Origin of the sequence: Pseudomonas sp. NY15356 (assembly GCF_048068175.1) — a bacterium.
GTDB classification, from domain to species: Bacteria; Pseudomonadota; Gammaproteobacteria; order Pseudomonadales; family Pseudomonadaceae; genus Aquipseudomonas; species Aquipseudomonas putida_K.
This window is the reverse complement of the sequence record NZ_JBLUPW010000034.1, coordinates 33502-53229: the sequence shown is the minus strand read 5'-3', so window position 1 is coordinate 53229 and position 19728 is coordinate 33502. Positions and strand designations below refer to the sequence as shown.

Sequence of the window (19728 nt, the reverse complement as noted above, 5' to 3'; positions counted from 1 at the left end):
CGGCGACCTACTTTTGCTCTTGGGCAAAAGTAGGCAAAAACCGCTGGCTCCTGCATCCGGCCCCTGCGCTGCGCTCCGGGGTTCCCTCGCTCCGGCATTACTCCCGGTGGGACGCGGCGAAGGGCCATCCATGGCCCTGCGCCGCTTGCCGGGCATCCATGCCCGGCACCCACCTCCGTAATGCCTCCCCTCGGCCTCCTGACGTCGCGATTGGCGGCGCCTGGACTGTTGCGAAAGAAAAGCAAAAGTGGCGGTGGCGGAGCCTGCGATGGGCCGCAAAGCGGCCCTTTGAGTCTGGAGGGGCTCCACCGTTTGAAGGCTTGGGGCTGCTTTGCAGCCCATCGCAGGCTGTCGCCAGCTCCCACCGAGGTTGCGCCGCTCTCAAGACTTGCGAAAGCCCTGTGGGAGCCGGCTTGCCGGCGATGGGCTGTACAGCTGCCTCACAAATCTGAGGTCATTACCGTTGGATAAACAACGCCAGCCCTCAAGGATTCTGCGCCAAATGCCCCGCCGTCAACACTCGCTTGGCCTGCAGGTACGCCCGCGCCCAATAGCTGTTGGATAGATAATCCAACCGCACCGTCCCGCCGCTGGAAGGTGCATGCACGAACCGCCCCTCTCCCACGTAGATCCCCGCGTGGCTGACCTGCGAGCCGCCACCGGTGGCGAAGAACACCAGGTCACCCGACTGCAACGCATTGATGTCGACATTAGGCGCCCGCATCACGATCATTTCACGCGTCGACCGCGGCAGCTTGATCCCCGCCGCATCCCGGTACACATAACCGATCAACCCACTGCAATCGAACCCCGAGTCCGGCGTATTGCCACCCCAGCGGTATGGCGTGCCCACCAAACCGATGGCGCGGAACAATACATCCTCCGCCACGGGGGAAAAAGCAGGTTGCGGGTTGAACGTTACCGTCGGCTTGGCCACCGGTGCAGGTACCGGGGCCCGGCTCGAGCAGGCCGCGAGCAATGCCGCCAGGGAAAGGAATGCGAAGCGCGCCAACATCGCCATGGTCAGAACATCCTGTCTGGAACCGTCCGGCCGCAGCCGAAGCCAAAAGAGTTGAGGAATTAGATTAGACGCTTTCTATAAATGCGCACGGCGGCGAGCTTTTTCAGCATCGCCGCCGCGGCAGGGTACAGCATTTTGATATCAGTTGCGCGAGATCGTGGTCGGCGCCATGGCCAAGGCGCGCTTGGCCTCGATGAAGGTCTTGCTCCAGTAGCGATCGCCCAGGTTGTCGATGCGCACACCACCGCTGCGGCGGCTGCTGGAGTGGATGAACTGGTTGTCACCCAGGTAGATGCCGGCGTGGCTCACTCGACCGCGGCCGTTGGTGCTGAAGAACAGCAGGTCGCCTGGCTTGAGCTTGTTGCGGGCAACCTTTGGCGCGTCGACGTTGATCATCTCGCGGGTCGAACGCGGCAGTTTCACGCCAGCTTCCTCACGGAACAGGTAGCCGATGAAACCACTGCAGTCGAAACCGGACTTCTCCGAGGTACCGCCATAACGGTAACGGGTGCCGATCAACGACATGCCACGCTCCAGGATACTGTCGGCCAGGGCCGGCAGCTCATAGGGCTTGCTGTTGCTGGAAAAGGCTTCCAGGTCGTCTTCAGTGGCCACCGGCTCTTCACCGAAAACGGAAGAGGCAGATGGCTTGGTCAGCTCGGCGGTGTGCGCGGCGAGCGATTGTTGATCCTGTGGCTGGGAAACAGGGCCTTGGGAGGCGCAGCCAAAAAGCAGGGTCACGAGTGCAAATGGCACGAGGGGTGCGAAGCGCGTCAGCATGGGCACGACCGTGTCTGTAATCCTTTAGAAGGGGGAAACTATGCCCTCTATCATGGCCATTTGCAAATTTTATCGAAAAAAATGTGACTTTTCTGTTTTCAGGCTCTGGGGCGCTGTTTTCAGGGTGCTACCAACCCAGGGTTTCCTTGAGGAACGGGATGGTCAGCTTGCGTTGCGCCTGGAGAGAAGCCTGGTCGAGACGCTCGAGCAGATCGAACAGCGCACTCATGCTTCGAGCGCCACGGGTGAGGATGAAATGGCCGACTTCGTCGGTCAGGTGCAGGCCGCGGCGCGAGGCCCGCAACTGCAAGGCGCGCAGCTTGTCTTCGTCGGACAGGCCGCGCATCTGGAAGATCAACGCCAGGGTCAAGCGCGACTTGAGGTCGGGCAACTTGATCGGCAGCTCGCGCGGTGAGCTGGAGGCTGCCAGCAACAGGCGCCGGCCACTGTCACGCAAGCGGTTGAACAAGTGGAACATGGCCTCTTCCCAATCGGCCTTGCCGGCGATCACGTGCAGATCGTCGATGCACACCAGTTCGTATTGCTCCAGGTAATCGAGCAACGTCACGCCACGGTCGAGCAATTGTGCCAGGGGGAGGTAGACAGCCGGTTCGCCCAATTGCTGGAAACGGTGGGTCGCGGCCTGGAGCAGGTGCGTACGACCAACACCCTGCTTGCCCCATAGATAGATGAGGCTCTCGGTCCAGCCGGCGTCGGCTTCGCAAAGCCGTTCGACGTAACCCAATGCCGCGGCATTGGCGCCCGGATAGTAGTTGATGAAGGTGGCGTCATCGCGCAGACGCACACCCAGGGGCAACTGGATCGGTTTCATGCTGGCTGGCGGTCGCGAGGACCACAGGGGGCCTTTGGTGAACAGTGTGCAAAGTCTATACCCGCAACGCGGACGGCACAATCTGTGAGGGTAATAGGGCAAGTAAAATCAATGGGTTGCATGACATTTTGGCCTTGCCGGCACGGTTGCATGACAAGGGCTTCGCCCTTGATCGCGCGGCAAGCCCGCGCCTATAAGGGCCGCGACGCGGCCCCTGCCCTGCTAAAGCTTCGGGTCGATATCCCCGGCGTACATGTCCGACTCCTTGTAAAGGTCATGCACATGCCGCAGCAATACCATGATCACCGCCGCCACCGGCAAGGCCAGCAGCACGCCGGTGAAGCCGAACAGCTCGCCACCGGCCAGGATCGCGAAGATCACCGCAACCGGGTGCAGGCCGATACGGTCGCCTACCAACAGCGGCGTCAGCACCATGCCTTCGAGCGCCTGACCGACCATGAACACTGCGACGATGCCGAGCATCGCGTAGGGGTCGCCGCCGAACTGGAACAGGCCCGCGACCAATGCCGCGCCGATACCGATGATGAACCCCATGTACGGCACGATGGCCGCAAGCCCGGCCAACAGGCCGATCAGTAACCCCAGCTCCAGGCCCACCAGCATCAGGCCGCCGGCGTAGATCAAGCCAAGCGCCAGCATCACCAGCAGCTGGCCGCGAACGAACGCCCCCAGCACCTCATGGCACTCCCCCGCCAGGCCCATGACCTGCGCTTCGCGCTGGCGAGGCAGCAGGCTGCGCAGCTTGGCCATCATCACGTCCCAATCGCGCAGCAGGTAGAACCCCACCACCGGGATCAGCACCAGATTGGCCAGCCAGGCGAGCAAGGCCAGCCCCGACGCCGTGGCCTGGGACACCACCACGCCGACAATATCGGTGGTCTGGCCCATGTGCGCACCAATGGCGGCCTTGATCTTGTCGAATCTCCAGAAGCCATCGGCCAGGCCCAGCCGGCCCTGCACCCAAGGCAGGGCCACATGCTGCAGCCAGTCGAGCATCTGCGGTGCCAATTCGTACAAGCGCACCAACTGCTTGGCCAACATCGGCACCAACACCAGCAGCAAGGCAAGGAACAGCAGGGCGAACAGACTGAACACCACCACCACGCCCCAGGTCCGAGACAGCCCCAGGCGCTCCAGGCGATCGACCAGCGGGTCGGCCAGGTAGGCGAGCAGGATGCCGACCAGGAACGGCGACAGGATGTTATGCAGGCAATAGAGGAGCACGGCGACCAGCAACGCCACACCCAGCCACGCCCAACGGCGCATATCGATCATGCGTTGCACTCCCTACCAGCGAAAGCGCAGGCCGTCGAACGGCTTGGGCGCAGCCGGCTGGGGCGTGCCCGGTGGCTGCGGCGCCGCAACGGCATCGGGCAGCGGCGCAGGCGCCTGCTCGGGCGGCAGCTCCTGGAGCTTGGCCAGGCCCAACTGGGCACGCAGTTGTTCGCGGTTGCCGGTGACGCTGTAGGTCAGGGTGTCGCCTTCGGCCTGGTGCAGGCGTGGGCCGTAAGGCTCGAGCACGCGGCCGAGCTCGGCATAGCGCTGCAGGTTCATGCCCTGCACCTGGATCTGCAACTGGCTGCTGGCCCCCGGGCGGGTGACGTAGCGGGGGGCCAGGCGACTGCTGATCGCCAGCATCACCGCATCGGCCAAGGCTGCCTGGTCGGCGGCCTCGACGCTCCCCTGCTCGCGCTGGTCGCCCAGCCACAGCTGCCATTTACCCCGCCACTTGCCGTCCGCTTCCTGGGCATGCACCGCCAGCATGGCATCAGCGTTGTAGCGTTCGGACGCTTCGCGCAAGGGCGCCGGGTCGTTGCCCTCCAGTTGCTTGGCGTCAGCCACCAATTGTTCCTGCAGGTCGCCCAGCGGCAAGCGCAGCGGCAGGCCGCGATGCTGGGCGGCACGGCGCAACGGCCCGGCGGCCGACTGCCCGTCCCCCACCAGGTTGCTGCCCTCGACGCTGTCGTTCAGCCACCAGCCGAGGATCGATGGCCGGTTGCTGCCCCACAGGGCCAGCCCGGCCTGGCGCAGGGCGCGCTCGGTACTGCCAGGGTCGAACTCCACCACCAGGGTTTCGGGCGGGCCCGCCTCGGTGCCGACCTGGTTGATGATTTGCTGTGGATCTTTGCGCAACGCCGCAAGGCCTGGGCTCTGGGCCGCCTTGGGGTCGCCGGTCAGACGCAGTACCAGGGTGTCCAGGGCCTTGCTGGTGGCCTGGGCGCGGGCTTCGCTGCCCTGCCCGTCGATCGGCTCACGGACCTGATAGAGCCCGGAGACGGTTTCGGCCTGTGCGACGGCACTGCCCACGACCAGGCAAGCGACCGCCAGGTGATTGAGAAAACGCATGGAGGATTCCTGTCCAGATGACCAAGGGGCGCCGGGCCCCGACCTGCCGTTGTGACCCCGGCACGGCGCAAAACGCTCCGCCGTGCCAGCCGATTCGGCCCACCGCCATTCCTATTACCTTATACAGGCACCGCCCCGGCAACCAGTCGCAGCCTGTGAAAGGATGTTTTTTGCCAGATTCACGCCCTGCCCGTCGGCCTGAGGATGGCCGCTGCCCGGCAACCCTGATAAAATCGCGCGCCTTCGCAGACCAGTGACGTACAGGCAGCCGCCGCCCTTCGAGCCGGCCTTGGCCGTCGCGGTCGTTTTCCCGAATCCCTCCCTCCTAAAGGCCTGGATCAATGAGCAAGCAACCCTCCCTGAGCTACAAGGACGCCGGTGTAGACATCGACGCCGGCGAAGCACTGGTCGAACGCATCAAGGGCGTGGCCAAGCGCACCGCACGCCCTGAAGTCATGGGTGGCCTGGGCGGCTTCGGCGCCCTCTGCGAGATCCCGGCCGGCTACAAGCAGCCGGTTCTGGTCTCCGGCACCGATGGCGTGGGCACCAAGCTGCGCCTGGCGCTGAACCTGAACAAGCACGACAGCATCGGCCAGGACCTGGTCGCCATGTGCGTCAACGACCTGGTGGTCTGCGGTGCCGAGCCGCTGTTCTTCCTCGACTACTATGCCACCGGCAAGCTCAACGTCGATGTAGCCGCCACCGTGGTCACTGGAATCGGCGCCGGCTGCGAGCTGGCCGGCTGCTCCCTGGTCGGTGGTGAAACCGCCGAAATGCCAGGCATGTACGAGGGCGAAGACTACGATCTGGCCGGCTTCTGCGTCGGCGTAGTGGAAAAGGCCGAGATCATCGACGGCTCCAAGGTCGCCACCGGCGACGCCTTGATTGCCCTGCCGTCCTCCGGCCCGCACTCCAACGGCTACTCGCTGATCCGCAAGATCCTCGAAGTATCCGGCACCGACATCGAGAACACCCAGCTCGACGGCAAGCCACTGGCCGACCTGCTGATGGCGCCGACCCGTATCTATGTCAAGCCGCTGCTCAAGCTGATCAAGGACACCGGTGCGGTCAAGGCCATGGCCCACATCACCGGCGGCGGCCTGCTGGACAACATCCCACGCGTGCTGCCGGCCAATGCCCAGGCCGTGATCGACGTGGCCAGCTGGCAGCGTCCAGCGGTGTTCGACTTCCTGCAGGAAAAAGGCAACGTCGACGAGCACGAGATGCATCGCGTCCTGAACTGCGGCGTCGGCATGGTCATCTGCGTGGCGCAAGACAAGGTCGACACTGCCCTGGGCGTGCTGCGTGACGCTGGCGAGCAGCCATGGGTCATCGGCCAGATCGCCGAGGCGCCGGCCGGTGCCGCCCAGGTCGAGCTGCAGAACCTCAAGGCGCACTGATGCCAAGCAAGACCTGTAATGTCGTGGTACTGCTGTCGGGTTCCGGCAGCAACCTGCAAGCACTGATCGACGCCAACCGTGGCGACGCTAGCCCCGTACGCATTCGCGGCGTGATTTCCAATCGCGCCGACGCCTACGGCCTGCAACGCGCCCAGGCGGCCGGCATCGAAACCGCTGTGCTCGCGCACGGCGACTTCGAGGGCCGCGAAGCCTTCGATACTGCGCTGATGGCGCTGATCGACGGCTTCGAGCCGGACCTGGTGGTGCTCGCCGGCTTCATGCGCATCCTGAGCGGCGGGTTCGTCCGCCACTACCAGGGCCGTCTGCTCAACATCCACCCGTCGCTGCTGCCCAAGTACAAAGGGCTGCACACCCACCAGCGGGCACTGGAAGCGGGCGACGCGGAGCATGGTTGCAGCGTACACTTCGTCACCGAGGAACTCGATGGCGGCCCCTTGGTCGTACAGGCAGTGGTACCGGTTGAGCCAGGCGATACACCCGACAGCCTGGCCCAGCGTGTTCATCGCCAGGAACACCAGATCTACCCGCTGGCGGTGCGCTGGTTCGCCGAAGGACGCTTGCGTCTGGGCGAACAGGGTGCATTACTGGATGGCCAGCCCTTGGCGGCCAGCGGTCACTTGATTCGACCCTAGGAGAATTTATGCGTCGCGCCCTGCTCTTGGCTCTCGCTGTACTCGCCCTGCCGCTCCAGGCAGCTGATCTGAAGCCTTTCTCGGCCAGCTACACCGCCGACTGGAAGCAGCTGCCCATGAGTGGCACCGCCGAGCGCAGCCTGGTGAAGAATGCCAACGGTACCTGGGACCTTAATTTCAAGGCTTCCATGATGATCGCCAGCCTGACCGAACAAAGCACCCTGCGCCTGGACAACGACACCCTGCTGCCGCAGAAGTACCACTTCGAACGTGGCGGCCTGGGCAAGGCGAAGAAGGTCGATCTGACCTTCGATTGGAACAGCAAGAAAGTCACCGGCTCCGACCGTGGCGATGCCGTCAGCCTGCCGCTCAACCGTGGTGTGCTGGACAAATCCTCTTACCAGCTGGCCCTGCAGCATGATGTGGCCGCCGGCAAGAAGAGCATGACCTACCAGGTGGTCGATGGTGACGAGATCGACACCTATGACTTCCGCGTGCTCGGCACCGAGAAAGTCACCACCAAGACCGGCCAGGTCGATGCCGTGAAGGTCGAGCGCGTGCGCGACCCGAGCCAGAGCAAGCGCATCACCGAGCTGTGGTTCGCCAAGGACTGGGACTACCTGCTGGTGCAACTGCGCCAGGTCGAGACCGATGGCAAGGAATATGTGATCGTGCTGCAGGACGGTACGGTCGATGGCAAATCGGTGAAGGGCAACTGATCACCACTGCCTGCAATACCCAAGAGCCCCGCTTGATGCGGGGCTTCTTTTTACCTGGGATTTGTTCGCTGCCTGGGCCGGCCCTATCGCGGGACAAGACCGCTCCCACAGATTTTGCCGCTGTAAGCCTATAGGCTTGTCCCGCGACTAGGCTTGTCCCGCGACAGGCAGCCCAGGATGAAACTTGTTTCATCGTCGTTTTAATTTACTTAGCCTGCTAACAAACTCTATAAAAGAGACCTGCGACACGTTGCCGCAGCCAATCGAAAGTGGAGTTTACCGATGACAGTCCAAGTAACCGAACGCGACGAATCGAAAATGTCCCACGAAAGCCAGGCCCATGGCCTGCGGATCTGGGACGTGCACCAGCAAGGCGAACTGGTGGGCATGTTCCACTCCGAACAGGAGGCCCAGCAATATCGCAGCGAGCTGGAATGCCTGGAGAACCAGCGCACTACGCAGTGACCTCAGAGCATAGAGGGGCCGCTTCGCGGCCCTTTCGCGGCACAAGGCCGCTCCTACAAGGACCGTGCGAGTCCTGTAGGAGCGGGCCAATTACCACATGAGGTCGTCTGGAATCTTGTAGGCGGCGTACGGATCGTCCTCGTCCGCTTCCTCGACATGGGTGTTGAGCAGCAGGATACGATGCGGGTCACGTTCCTGGATCTTCACTGCGGCTTCGCGCGGGATCACCTCGTAACCGCCGCCGAAGGAGACGATCGCCAGAGCACCATTGCTGAGCTTGGTGCGCATCAGGGCATTGACGGAGATGCGCTTGACCTTCTTGTCATCGACGAAGTTGTAGTAGTCCTCGGTGTTGAGCTTGGGCAGCCGGGTTGCCTCGATCAACTGCTTGATCTGCGCGGCACGGGCCTTCTGCTCGGCCTTTTCCTGCAGTTGGCGGTTCAGCTCCTGGTCTTTCCTGGCCTTCTCGGCCATGGCTTCCTTGGCCTGGCGCTGCTGGGTGTCGTCGACTTCGACCTGCCCTTTGTGCTCCAGACGTTTCTGTTTCTTCTCGGCTTTGTTGACCTGCTTGACCTGTTTCTGGTTGACCAGACCGGCCTTGAGCAATTGGTCGCGAAGGGAAAGGCTCATGTATTCACTCACTTATGCAACAGCTCAGCCGCAGCTGGGCAGGTTCTTTTCCTGACGCTTGGCTTCGCCCCACAGGGCGTCCAGCTCATCAAGAGTACAATCTTCGATCGGGCGGCCACTGTCGCGCAATGCCTGTTCGATGAAGCGGAAACGTCGCTCGAACTTGCGGTTGGCCCGGCGCAGGGCATTTTCCGGGTCGTGCTTGAGGTGCCGGGCGAGGTTGACGGTGGCGAACAGCAGGTCGCCGATTTCATCCTCGAGGGCATCGTCATCGCCGTCGGCCATGGCCTGCAGCACTTCATCCAGTTCTTCACGGACCTTGTCCAGCACTGGCAAGGCGTCAGGCCAGTCGAAGCCGACGGTGGCCGCGCGTTTTTGCAGCTTGGCCGCGCGCGACAGGGCCGGCAACGCCGCCGGCACGTCATCGAGCAGCGACAACTGCTCGGGCTCGCTCTTCTCGGCACGCTCCTGGGCCTTGATCTCTTCCCAGCGCGACTTGACCTGGGCCTCGCTCAGGCTGGGCGTATCCAGTGGCGCGTACAGGTCCCCGGTGGGGAAGACATGTGGATGCCGGCGGACCAGCTTGCGGGTGATGCTATCGACCACGCCATCGAAGGCGAAGCGGCCTTCTTCCCGGGCCAGCTGGCTGTAGTAGACCACCTGGAACAGCAGGTCGCCCAACTCGCCTTGGAGGTGTTCGAAGTCGCCACGCTCGATGGTGTCGGCGACTTCGTAGGCCTCTTCGAGGGTGTGCGGGACGATGCTCGCGTAGTTCTGCTTCAGGTCCCAGGGGCAGCCGTGTTGCGGATCGCGCAGACGGGCCATGAGGTGCAGCAGGTCGTCGAGGGTGTAGGACATCGGGTTCTCTCATACGGCGCAGGCTTCGCCTGCGATCGCGGGGCAAGCCCGCTCCTACAGGTACAGCGCACCCCTGTGGGAGCGGGCTTGCCCCGCGATGGGCCGCAAAGCGGCCCCGGGGTCTCAAGGGGTACGGTTACGCCGCGTCTCGATGATGTTCGGCAACTGCGAGATCCGGCCCAGCAGGCGCCCGAGGGCATCCAGACCGGGGATCTCGATGGTCAGCGACATCAAGGCGGTGTTGTCTTCCTTGTTCGAGCGGGTATTGACCGCCAGCACGTTGATCTTCTCGTTGAGCAGTACCTGCGACACGTCGCGCAGCAGCCCCGGGCGGTCGTAGGCACGGATGATGATGTCAACGGGGTAGGTCTGCACCGGGATCGGCCCCCAGCTGACCTGGATCATCCGCTCCGGCTCCTTGCCGGCCAGCTGCAGCACCGAGGCGCAGTCCTGGCGGTGAATGCTCACGCCACGGCCCTGGGTGATATAGCCGACGATGGCGTCGCCCGGCAGCGGCTGGCAGCAGCCGGCCATCTGCGTGAGCAGGTTGCCGACGCCCTGGATCTGGATGTCGCCACGCTTGCCGGAACGGGTGCCGCTGGCCTTGCGCGGGATCAGTTCGATCTGCTCGTTGCGCTCGGGCTCGAGCAGCTGCTGGGCGGCATTGACCATGTGGGCCAGGCGCAGGTCGCCAGCACCCAGGGCGGCGAACATGTCCTCGGCGGTCTTGACGTTGGCCTTCTCGGCCAGGCGCTCGAAGTCGACCTGGGGCAGGCCCAGGCGGCTCAGCTCACGCTCGAGCAAGGTCTTGCCGGCGGCGACGTTCTGGTCGCGGGCCTGCAGCTTGAACCAATGGACGATCTTGGCCCGGGCCCGGGATGTAGTGACATAGCCCAGGTTGGAGTTCAGCCAGTCACGACTCGGGCTGCCGTGCTTGCTGGTGATGATTTCCACCTGCTCGCCGGTCTGCAGGCTGTAGTTCAGCGGCACGATGCGGCCGTTGATCTTGGCGCCCCGGCAGTTGTGGCCGATCTCGGTGTGTACGCGGTAGGCAAAGTCCAGCGGCGTGGCGCCCTTGGGCAGGTCGATGGCATGGCCGTCCGGGGTGAACACATAGACCCGGTCCGGCTCGATATCGACCCGCAGTTGCTCGGCCAGGCCGCCGATGTCGCCCAGCTCCTCGTGCCACTCGAGCACCTGGCGCAGCCAGGAGATCTTCTCTTCGTAGTGGTTGGAGCTGGACTTGACGTCGGTACCCTTGTAGCGCCAGTGGGCGCAGACGCCCAGCTCGGCCTCCTCGTGCATGGCGTGGGTGCGGATCTGCACCTCGAGCACCTTGCCCTCCGGGCCGATCACCGCGGTGTGCAACGAGCGGTAGCCGTTTTCCTTGGGGTTGGCGATGTAGTCGTCGAACTCCTTGGGGATGTGCCGCCAGAGGGTATGGACAATACCGAGCGCGGTGTAGCAGTCGCGGATCTCCGGTACCAGTACGCGCACCGCACGCACGTCGTAGATCTGGCTGAACTCCAGGCCCTTACGCTGCATTTTGCGCCAGATGGAATAGATGTGCTTCGCCCGGCCGCTGATGTCGGCGTTGACGCCCGTGGCCAGCAGCTCGTTCTGCAGTTGGTTCATCACATCGGTGATGAAGCGCTCGCGGTCGAGGCGACGCTCGTGCAAGAGCTTGGCGATCTGCTTGTACTGATCGGGTTCGAGGTAGCGGAAGGACAAGTCCTCCAACTCCCACTTGATGTGGCCGATGCCCAGACGGTGGGCGAGCGGTGCATAGATGTCGAACACTTCGCGCGCCACGCGCAGGCGTTTTTCGTCATCGGCGGCCTTGACCGCACGGATGGCGCAGGTACGTTCGGCCAGCTTGATCAGGGCGACGCGCACGTCGTCGACCATGGCCACCAACATCTTGCGCAGGTTCTCCACCTGGGCCTGGGAGCCAAGCACCAATGACTGGCGCGGGCTGAGGCTGGCGCTGATGGCCGCCATGCGCAGCACACCGTCGATCAGCTTGGAGACCACCGGGCCGAACCGCTGGCCGACCTCGGCCAGGGTCACTTTGCCTTCGCGCACCGAGCGATAGATCACGGCCGCCACGAGGGAGTCCTGGTCGAGCTTGAGGTCCGCGAGGATTTCAGCGATCTCCAGGCCCGCCTGGAAGCTGGACGTGCCATCGGCCCAGGAATGCTTGGCCGGGTTGCCCTTCTTCTCGACTTCCTGGGCAAAATCGCAGGCCTCCTTGAGCGCCTTGCGGTCCAGCGCCGAGTCGACGCTCACCACATGATCCAGCCATGCTTCGAGATTGATACTGCCGTCGGTATTGACCGGCTGGTGCACTCTCACCTGTACCATCTTTCTTTTACCTTTCCATACAGCGCACCCCACGGATGCGCTGGCAATCACCGTACGACGCCCATTCCCTGGACACCGCACCAAGGGGCCAGCCTGGCTAGCCCGCTTCGAATAACGCCATGGCCTCGACATGTGCCGTCTGAGGAAACATGTCGAGAATCCCGGCCCTTGTTAACCGGTACCCCTGCCCTACCAGCACCTGGGCGTCTCGCGCCAGCGTGGCCGGGTTGCAGGACACATAGACCAACCGCTTGGCCTTGAGGCGTGCGATATTTTGCACCACCTCGAAAGCACCGTCGCGCGGTGGATCCAAGAGTACCGCAGAAAAGCCCTCGGCGGCCCATCCGGCGCCATCCAAAGGCTGCGATAAATCGGCCTGAAAAAAGCGTGCATTATGCACTTTGTTGTCCCCGGCGTTGGCCGCCGCCCGCTCGACCATGGCCTGGACACCTTCCACCGCCACCACTTCACGGGCCTGCCGGGCCAACGGCAGGGCGAAGTTGCCCAGGCCGCAGAACAGGTCCAGCACCCGCTCCTCAGGTTGCGGCGCGAGCCAGGCCAGGGCCTGCTCGATCATCGCCGTGTTGACCTGGGCGTTGACCTGCACGAAGTCCCCTGGCCGCCAGGCAAGCTCCAGCCCCCAAGGCTCGAGGACAAAGCCCAGCGCCTGGCCTGCCCGTACCGGCGCCGGCTCGCCTTCGCCCTGCAGCCACAGCTGGGCGCCGACGGCTTCGCAGAAGGCCTCCAGACGCGCCAGGTCGTCTGCCGGCAGCGACGCGACATGACGCACCAGCACCGCCTCGGCGGTACCGCTGAACAACTCGACATGCCCGAGCGCTTGGGGTTTGCCCAAGCTGCGCAACACGTCCGGCAACTGGCGGAAAATCGTTTGCAAGGGCTGTACCAGAACCAGGCACTCATCGATGGCGACGATGTCCTGGCTGGCCTCGGCGCGAAAACCTACGTCCAGCCGGCGTGCCTTGGGGTCCCACCGCACCGCCACCCGCGCGCGTCGCCGATAGCCGAACTCAGGGCCCACCAACGGTGCGGCCCATTGCTCAGGCTGTATACCCGCCACGCGCTGCAGCTGCTCGGCCAACAGGCGCTGCTTGAGCGCCAACTGCTCCTCATGGGGCTGGTGCTGAAGGTTGCAACCACCGCAGCGGGCGTAATACCGGCAAGGGGCTTCGCGCCGTTCAGGGCTGGCCTGCAGCACCCGCTCCAGGCGTGCCTCGACCACCTTGCCGCGCGCACCGAGCACCCGGGCTTCGACAGCCTCCCCTGCCAGGGCACCGCTGACGAACCAGGTACGCCCTTCCAGGAAAGCGATGCCTCGGCCGTCACCGGCCAGGCGTTCGATGTCCAGGCGTTGTTTCTTGCCGACCGGCACCTGGGGCGCACGGTTGCCGCCGGCCGGTTGGAACCGCAGGCCGCCGCTGCTTTTCTTTCTGGACATCAGGTTGCGTCGAACAGGCCGGTGGACAGGTAGCGGTCGCCACGGTCGCAGATGATCGCCACCATGACCGCATTCTCGACCTCGCGGGACAGGCGCAGCATGGCTGCTACCGCACCACCGGAAGACACACCACAGAAAATGCCTTCTTCACGGGCCAGACGGCGGGTGGTCTGCTCGGCTTCTTCCTGGGACATATCGACCACGCGGTCGACACGGCTGGCGTCGAAGATCTTCGGCAGGTACTCCTCGGGCCAGCGACGGATGCCAGGGATGGCCGAGCCTTCCATCGGCTGCAGGCCGACGATCTGCACCGCCGGGTTCTGCTCCTTGAGGTACTGCGAGCAGCCCATGATGGTGCCGGTGGTGCCCATGGAGCTGATGAAGTGGGTGATGCTGCCCTGGGTCTGCTGCCAGATCTCCGGGCCTGTGCTGGTGTAGTGGGCGACCGGGTTGTCGCCGTTGGCAAACTGGTCGAGCACCAAGCCGCGGCCTTCGGCCTGCAGTTTGTCGGCCAGGTCGCGCGCGCCCTCCATGCCCTCCTCTTTGCTGACCAGCAGCAGCTCGGCGCCATAGGCGGTCATCGCCGCCTTGCGCTCGGCAGTGGAGTTGTCGGGCATGATCAGGATCATCTTGTAGCCCTTGATCGCCGCTGCCATGGCCAGGGCGATGCCGGTGTTGCCGGAGGTGGCTTCGATCAGGGTGTCGCCCGGCTTGATCTGGCCGCGCAGTTCGGCACGGGTGATCATCGACAGGGCCGGGCGGTCCTTCACGGAGCCTGCCGGATTGTTGCCTTCGAGCTTGAGCAGGAGGGTGTTGGTAGTCTCGCCTGCGATACGCTGCAGGCGAACCAGAGGCGTATTGCCGACGCAATCGGCGATGGTTGGGTACTGCAAGGTCATGGCGTAGTTCACAATCCGGACGGCAGGGGCGACTATCATACCGGCAAACGTTTCCTCGCCATATCACGCAATCTGCAGTCTCTATAGCTATAAGACATAAGGAAGCGGTGCCTGTGGGATCGAGCGCGGCCCGCGCGGCGCTCGGCCTCACAGGCGGCGGCCACCTCATGCCCTACGCAGCCGATCGCGCAAGCCCTACAGGGGGTGTGATGGCGGGTAGGCGCATGCACAGACGCAGCCCTTGCTTGCCGTTCTCTGCCCACAGGGTGCCACCCTGGCGCTGGATCGCGCTGCGGGCGATGCTCAGGCCCAGACCGAATCCACCGTCGCCCGGGCGGGAGCCGTCCAGGCGCGAGAACGGGGCGAAGATGCGCTCCAGGTCTTCTTCGGCCACCCCGCCCCCCTGGTCTTCCAGGACGATGCGCCAATACCCACCCTCACGCTGGCCTCCCAGGCGCACAAGCCCCTGTTCGGGGGAATGGCGGATCGCGTTGCGCAGCATGTTCTCCAGGGCCTGGGCCAAGTGGTTGAGGTTGCCTTGCACCCAGCATTCGGCCGGCAGTTCACAGCGCAAACGCGCCGGCGCCCAGCCGCTTTCATAGCAGGCATCCTCAGCGAGCATGTCCCACAGCGCCTGGAGCTGGATCGGCTCGAGGTTCATCGGCGCACGCTCGGCATCCTGCCAGGCCAGTTGCAGGGTGTTCTCCACCAGTTGCTGCATGCAGTCCACCTCACGGCCCACACGTTCGGCCAGGCGCTGCAGGTCGGTTTCGCCGTCACAGGCCACGCGCAGGCGGCTGAGCGGTGTACGCATCTCGTGGGACAGGTCACGCAACATCTGCTGCTGCATGGCCACGGTGCCCTGCAGGCGCTCGGCCATCTGGTCGAAGGCCCGGGCCAGTTCGCCCAGTTCGTCGTGTCGGCCGATGGTGCGCGAATCCAGGCGTGCCGAGAGCTGGTCGGCGCGCCAGGCATTGGCCTGCTCGCGCAACTGGTTCAGCGGTACGATCAGCATGCGGTACAGGCCCACGCATAGCAGCAGGGTGAACAAGCCCGGGATGATGCCGTTGGTCAGCACTTGCCAGAACAGACGGTAGCGGCCAGGGTTGAGGCGCTCCGGCAGCTCGATCACCAACATGCCCTGCTCCGGTGCGCCGGGGAACGGCAGGCGCAGCCAGGGTTGGGTGATGCTGCGCCGACTCATGGGCCAATCGACACCCCGCAGGTGCGTCAGTTGCTGAACCTCAGCAAGAGACAGGCTGGCGCTGCCCAACGGCCGGAGTTCGGCATCAAGCACGCCGACCCAGCCCGCCCCCTGCTCGCGCATCTGCGCCTGCCATCGGTCGACGCCGGCCTGCCCACCTTCGCGCCAGGCACGCTCGGCTTCGCCGGCCCAGGCCAGCAACTCCTCTCGGGCCGATGCGTCGAGGTAGGCATTGCGGGTTTCCATATGCCGGCCCCAGGTGTAGCTCAGGCCGATCATCAGCAGGCAGAAGCCCACCAGGAGGATGGACAGCTTCCAGAACAGCGAGTGACGGTCGAGCACCGTCAATCCGCCTCGCCGGCGCAGAGCATATAGCCCTTGCCCCAGACCGTCCGGATCTGCCGTTCGTGGTAGCCGATCACCTTGAGCTTGCGGCGGATCTGGCTGACATGCATGTCCAGGCTGCGGTCGTGACGCGAATAGCCTCGCTGCAGGACTTGCTGATAAAGGAACGGCTTGCTCAGTACTTCGTCTTGGCTGCGATTGAGGGTATCGAGCAGACGGTATTCGCTGGGTGTCAACCCAGCCCACAGACCATCGAGCCAGACGTCGCAGGCGGCATCGTCGAAGCGCAGCTGACCGTTGGCCACCTCGCGCGAAACCTGGTGACGCCGCTCGAGGGCGACGCGGCGCAGGATCGCCTCGATGCGAACACGCAGTTCGGCCATGCTGAAGGGCTTGGGCAGATAGTCATCGGCGCCGCGCTGGAAACCGGTGATGCGGTCGGCCTCGGCCCCCAGGGCCGACATCAGGATCACCGGGGTGGCGCTGTGCCTGCGCAATTGGGCCAGTGCATCCAGGCCATTGAGGCCGGGCAGCAGGATGTCCATCAGGACCACATCGAACACCTGGCGTCCAGCGGCCTTCAGGCCCTCCAGGCCATTGCGGCACCAGGTCACCTGGAAGCCGTCACGCTGCAGCTCCTCGTTCAGGTAGGCGCCAAGTACGGGGTCGTCCTCGATGGCGAGAATAGAGGACTGGTTAACAGCTACGGGATTCATTGGCTTGTGACATTGATTCTCAGTTGCGCAATTATTGGCCATGCGGACACGCCAAGGCAACCGGGTTTCGACCGGTGACGGCTTTTGGCCACCCTCTGCGGGCTCGCATTCGCGTCGACTGCCCCCCTGGCTGCATAAAACGGATACAAATAAGTGCAACAGGCCGGCTGCCGGGGTAACGTTCTGCCTGGAGCCGTCCCTATGATGACGGCATACAGGCACATGACAGGAGACAGATGTGCTCGATCGCTTGGGAATCAGAAGCCGGGTCCTGCTGTTGGCCCTGCTGCCCGCCGGCCTGATGGCATTGGTGCTGGGGAGCTATTTCACCTGGCTGCAGCAGAACGAGCTGCGCACCCAGCTGTTCCAACGCGGCAAAATGCTTGCCGAACAGTTGGCCCCGCTGGCAGCGCCGGCCTTGGCCCACCCGGCCCAGGCCCAGCTCGAACGGATCGCCGCCCAGGCCCTGGAACAAACCGACGTGCGCGCCGTGGCATTTCTTGCCCCGGACCGCACGCGCCTGGCCCATGCCGGCCCCAGCATGCTCAACCTGGCGCCCACCGGCGGCACCGGCACACAGCTGCTGCAGCGTACCGGCAACGATGCCACCCGTTACCTGATGCCGGTGTTCGGCCATCACCGCGACCTGGCCACCGAGGCCGTGCCCGCCGAGGCCGAGCGCCTGCTGGGCTGGGTGGAAATCGAACTGTCCCACGACGGCACCTTGCTGCGCGGCTACCGCAGCCTGTTCACCAGCGTGCTGCTGATCCTCGGCTGCCTGGCACTGACCGCCCTGCTCGCCCTGCGCATGAGCCGCACCATCAACGACCCGATCAGCCGCATCAAGCACGCCGTCACCCAGCTGAAGGACGGCAACCTGGAGGAGCGCCTGCCGGCCATGGGCAGCCACGAGCTGGACGAGCTCGCCGCGGGCATCAACCGCATGGCCGAAACCTTGCACAATGCCCATGAAGAGCTGCAGCACAGCATCGATCAGGCTACCGAGGACGTGCGCCAGAACCTGGAGACCATCGAGATCCAGAACATCGAGCTGGACATGGCGCGCAAGGAGGCCCTGGAGGCCAGCCGCATCAAGTCCGAGTTCCTGGCCAACATGAGCCATGAGATCCGCACGCCGCTCAACGGTATCCTCGGCTTCACCCACCTGCTGCAACGCAGCGAGCTGACGCCGCGCCAGCTCGACTACCTGAACACCATCGAGAAATCCGCCGACAATCTGCTGGGGATCATCAACGAGATCCTCGACTTCTCCAAGATCGAGGCCGGCAAGCTGGTGCTCGACAGCATTCCCTTCAACCTGCGCGACCTGATCCAGGACACCCTGACCATTCTTGCCCCGGCCGCCCATGCCAAGCAGTTGGAGCTGCTCAGCCTGGTCTACCGCGACACGCCTTTGTCGCTGGTCGGCGACCCGCTGCGGCTCAAGCAGATCCTCACCAACCTGGTAAGCAACGCGATCAAGTTCACCCGCGAAGGCACCATCGTGGTACGGGCCATACTCGAGGACGAGCAGGAAGACAACGTGCAGCTGCGCATCAGCGTGCAGGACACCGGCATCGGCCTGTCGCCCCAGGACGTGCGCACCCTGTTCCAAGCCTTCAGCCAGGCCGACAACTCGTTGTCGCGCCAGCCCGGCGGCACCGGCCTTGGGCTGGTGATCTCCAAGCGTTTGATCGAACAGATGGGCGGTGAGATCGGCGTCGACAGCACGCCAGGCGAAGGGTCGCAGTTCTGGATCAGCCTGAGCCTGCCCCGGGCCCATGACGATGCCGAGGAACAGCCCTTGCAGCCGCTGCTCGGGCGCCGCGCGGCCATCGTCGACGGCCACGAGCTGGCTCGCCAGGCGCTGGAACATCAACTGGAGGACTGTGGCCTGAGCGTCAGCCTGTTCGCGTCCTTCGACCAGTTGCTGCAAGGCGCCCAAGCCGCCGCCCAGGCGGGCCAGCCATTCGACTTCGCCGTGCTCGGGGCCAACCTGGGCAGCCTCTCGCCGGAGCAGCTCGGTCATTACCACCAGCAACTCGAGCGCCTCGACTGCCTGTGCGTGGTGCTGTGCCCGACCACCGAACACGCGCTGTACCATCCCTACCTGCCCAATGGCCATGGCCAGTTGCTGTCCAAGCCGGCCTGCACACGCAAGCTGCGCCGTCTGCTGCTGGAACTGGTGCAGCCGCGTCGGCCATTGGCCGAGCCACGCAGCAGCGGTAGCCAGCGGGCGCCGAAGATCCTGTGCGTGGACGACAACCCGGCCAACCTGTTGTTGGTGCAAACCTTGCTCGAAGGCCTGGGCGCCGAGGTGCTGGCGCTCGACAATGGCTTCGCGGCGGTGCAGGCCGTGCAGAACGAGCTCTTCGACCTGGTGCTGATGGACGTGCAGATGCCGGGCATGGACGGCCGCGCCTGCACCGAGCAGATCCGCCGCTGGGAAGCCAGCCAGAGCGGCAACCCGCTGCCCATCGTCGCCCTTACCGCCCATGCCATGGCCAACGAGAAACGCGCCTTGCTGCACAGCGGCATGGACGACTACCTGACCAAGCCGATCAGCGAGCGTCAGCTGGCCCAGGTGGTGATGAAGTGGACCGGACTGAGCCTGGCCCCGCAGCAACAGGAACGCGCACAGGAGCGCCTGCCCGACAGCACCGAGCTGAAAGTGCTCGACCCTGACGAAGGGCTGCGCCTGGCGGCGGGCAAGCCGGACCTGGCCGCCGATATGCTGGCCATGCTGCTGGCCTCGCTGGAGACCGACCGCGACTCGATCCGCAACGCCCGCGAGCGCGGCGACCGCACGGCCATGATAGAACAGGTGCACCGGCTCAACGGCGCCTCGCGCTATTGTGGCGTGCCGCAGCTGCGCGCTGCCTGCCAACGCAGCGAGACCCTGCTCAAGCAGGACAGCCCCCAGGCCTTGCAGGCCCTGGATGAGCTGGACCGGGCCATCACCCGTCTGGCGGCCCAGGCGCGGCTGAGCGCCTGAGCTCAAGGCCCCGATCGCCGGCAC

Annotated in this window: 17 protein-coding genes; 5 read left to right on the top strand and 12 right to left on the bottom strand. The window is 64.6% G+C overall.

Annotated elements, in window-relative coordinates:
- Nucleotides 1-484 precede the first annotated feature (484 nt).
- From ACNFCI_RS21180 to ACNFCI_RS21160, 5 genes are all read right to left on the bottom strand, one after another.
- Entirely contained in the window at nt 485-1021 is a 537-nt protein-coding gene (locus ACNFCI_RS21180; RefSeq protein ID WP_084858702.1) for a C40 family peptidase, read from the bottom strand.
- Nucleotides 1022-1162: 141 nt separating this feature from the next.
- Nucleotides 1163-1801 carry a C40 family peptidase gene (locus ACNFCI_RS21175; RefSeq protein ID WP_084858701.1) on the bottom strand — a complete coding sequence of 213 codons (639 nt, stop codon included), beginning with the start codon at nt 1799-1801 and terminating at the stop codon, nt 1163-1165.
- Nucleotides 1802-1928: 127 nt separating this feature from the next.
- Nucleotides 1929-2633, bottom strand: coding sequence for a DnaA regulatory inactivator Hda (hda, locus tag ACNFCI_RS21170; protein ID WP_084858700.1), 705 nt, complete (start codon nt 2631-2633; stop codon nt 1929-1931).
- Between the two features lie 222 nt (nt 2634-2855).
- Complete coding sequence (locus ACNFCI_RS21165) at nt 2856-3929, bottom strand: AI-2E family transporter (protein WP_084858699.1); 1074 nt, start codon at nt 3927-3929, stop codon at nt 2856-2858.
- 12 nt (nt 3930-3941) lie between these two features.
- The gene (locus ACNFCI_RS21160) at nt 3942-5000 is read right to left on the bottom strand and encodes a DUF2066 domain-containing protein (RefSeq protein WP_368830150.1); all 1059 of its coding nucleotides are present in this window, start codon (nt 4998-5000) and stop codon (nt 3942-3944) included.
- A gap of 341 nt (nt 5001-5341) precedes the next feature.
- On the opposite strand from ACNFCI_RS21160, the gene purM reads away from it, so the two are divergent.
- The 4 genes from purM to ACNFCI_RS21140 all read left to right on the top strand — a co-directional run bounded on the left by purM (nt 5342) and on the right by ACNFCI_RS21140 (nt 8237).
- Entirely contained in the window at nt 5342-6400 is a 1059-nt protein-coding gene (gene purM, locus ACNFCI_RS21155) for a phosphoribosylformylglycinamidine cyclo-ligase (protein WP_368830149.1), read from the top strand.
- On the top strand, nt 6400-7053 hold the full coding sequence (purN, locus tag ACNFCI_RS21150; RefSeq protein WP_084858696.1) for a phosphoribosylglycinamide formyltransferase: 654 nt from the start codon (nt 6400-6402) through the stop codon (nt 7051-7053). Before purM ends, purN begins: the two co-directional genes overlap by 1 nt.
- Before the next feature lie 8 nt (nt 7054-7061).
- Nucleotides 7062-7772: a DUF3108 domain-containing protein gene (locus tag ACNFCI_RS21145; RefSeq protein WP_084858695.1), complete on the top strand. Its 711-nt coding sequence runs from the start codon at nt 7062-7064 to the stop codon at nt 7770-7772.
- Between the two features lie 282 nt (nt 7773-8054).
- Nucleotides 8055-8237, top strand: coding sequence for a hypothetical protein (locus ACNFCI_RS21140; RefSeq protein ID WP_324818162.1), 183 nt, complete (start codon nt 8055-8057; stop codon nt 8235-8237).
- A 90-nt stretch (nt 8238-8327) separates the two neighbouring features.
- Here ACNFCI_RS21140 and ACNFCI_RS21135 read toward each other — a convergent pair whose 3' ends face one another.
- From ACNFCI_RS21135 to ACNFCI_RS21105, 7 genes are all read right to left on the bottom strand, one after another.
- A complete protein-coding gene (locus ACNFCI_RS21135; protein WP_368830148.1) occupies nt 8328-8867 on the bottom strand; it encodes a DUF2058 domain-containing protein in 540 nt (179 codons plus the stop codon).
- 24 nt (nt 8868-8891) lie between these two features.
- Nucleotides 8892-9725: a nucleoside triphosphate pyrophosphohydrolase gene (mazG, locus tag ACNFCI_RS21130; RefSeq protein WP_084858692.1), complete on the bottom strand. Its 834-nt coding sequence runs from the start codon at nt 9723-9725 to the stop codon at nt 8892-8894.
- Between the two features lie 123 nt (nt 9726-9848).
- Entirely contained in the window at nt 9849-12089 is a 2241-nt protein-coding gene (gene relA / locus ACNFCI_RS21125; protein ID WP_084858691.1) for a GTP diphosphokinase, read from the bottom strand.
- Nucleotides 12090-12186: 97 nt separating this feature from the next.
- Complete coding sequence (rlmD, locus tag ACNFCI_RS21120) at nt 12187-13545, bottom strand: 23S rRNA (uracil(1939)-C(5))-methyltransferase RlmD (RefSeq protein WP_084858690.1); 1359 nt, start codon at nt 13543-13545, stop codon at nt 12187-12189.
- Nucleotides 13545-14444 (bottom strand): cysteine synthase CysM, encoded by a 900-nt coding sequence (gene cysM / locus ACNFCI_RS21115; protein ID WP_084858704.1) that lies wholly within the window; start codon nt 14442-14444, stop codon nt 13545-13547. Before cysM ends, rlmD begins: the two co-directional genes overlap by 1 nt.
- Nucleotides 14445-14616: 172 nt before the next feature.
- The gene (locus ACNFCI_RS21110) at nt 14617-15990 is read right to left on the bottom strand and encodes a sensor histidine kinase (RefSeq protein WP_084858689.1); all 1374 of its coding nucleotides are present in this window, start codon (nt 15988-15990) and stop codon (nt 14617-14619) included.
- Nucleotides 15991-15992: 2 nt separating this feature from the next.
- Entirely contained in the window at nt 15993-16709 is a 717-nt protein-coding gene (locus tag ACNFCI_RS21105) for a response regulator transcription factor (protein ID WP_084858688.1), read from the bottom strand.
- Between the two features lie 238 nt (nt 16710-16947).
- Here ACNFCI_RS21105 and ACNFCI_RS21100 point away from each other — a divergent pair, with 238 nt between their 5' ends.
- On the top strand, nt 16948-19704 hold the full coding sequence (locus tag ACNFCI_RS21100; protein ID WP_416768169.1) for a response regulator: 2757 nt from the start codon (nt 16948-16950) through the stop codon (nt 19702-19704).
- Nucleotides 19705-19728: the final 24 nt, after the last annotated feature.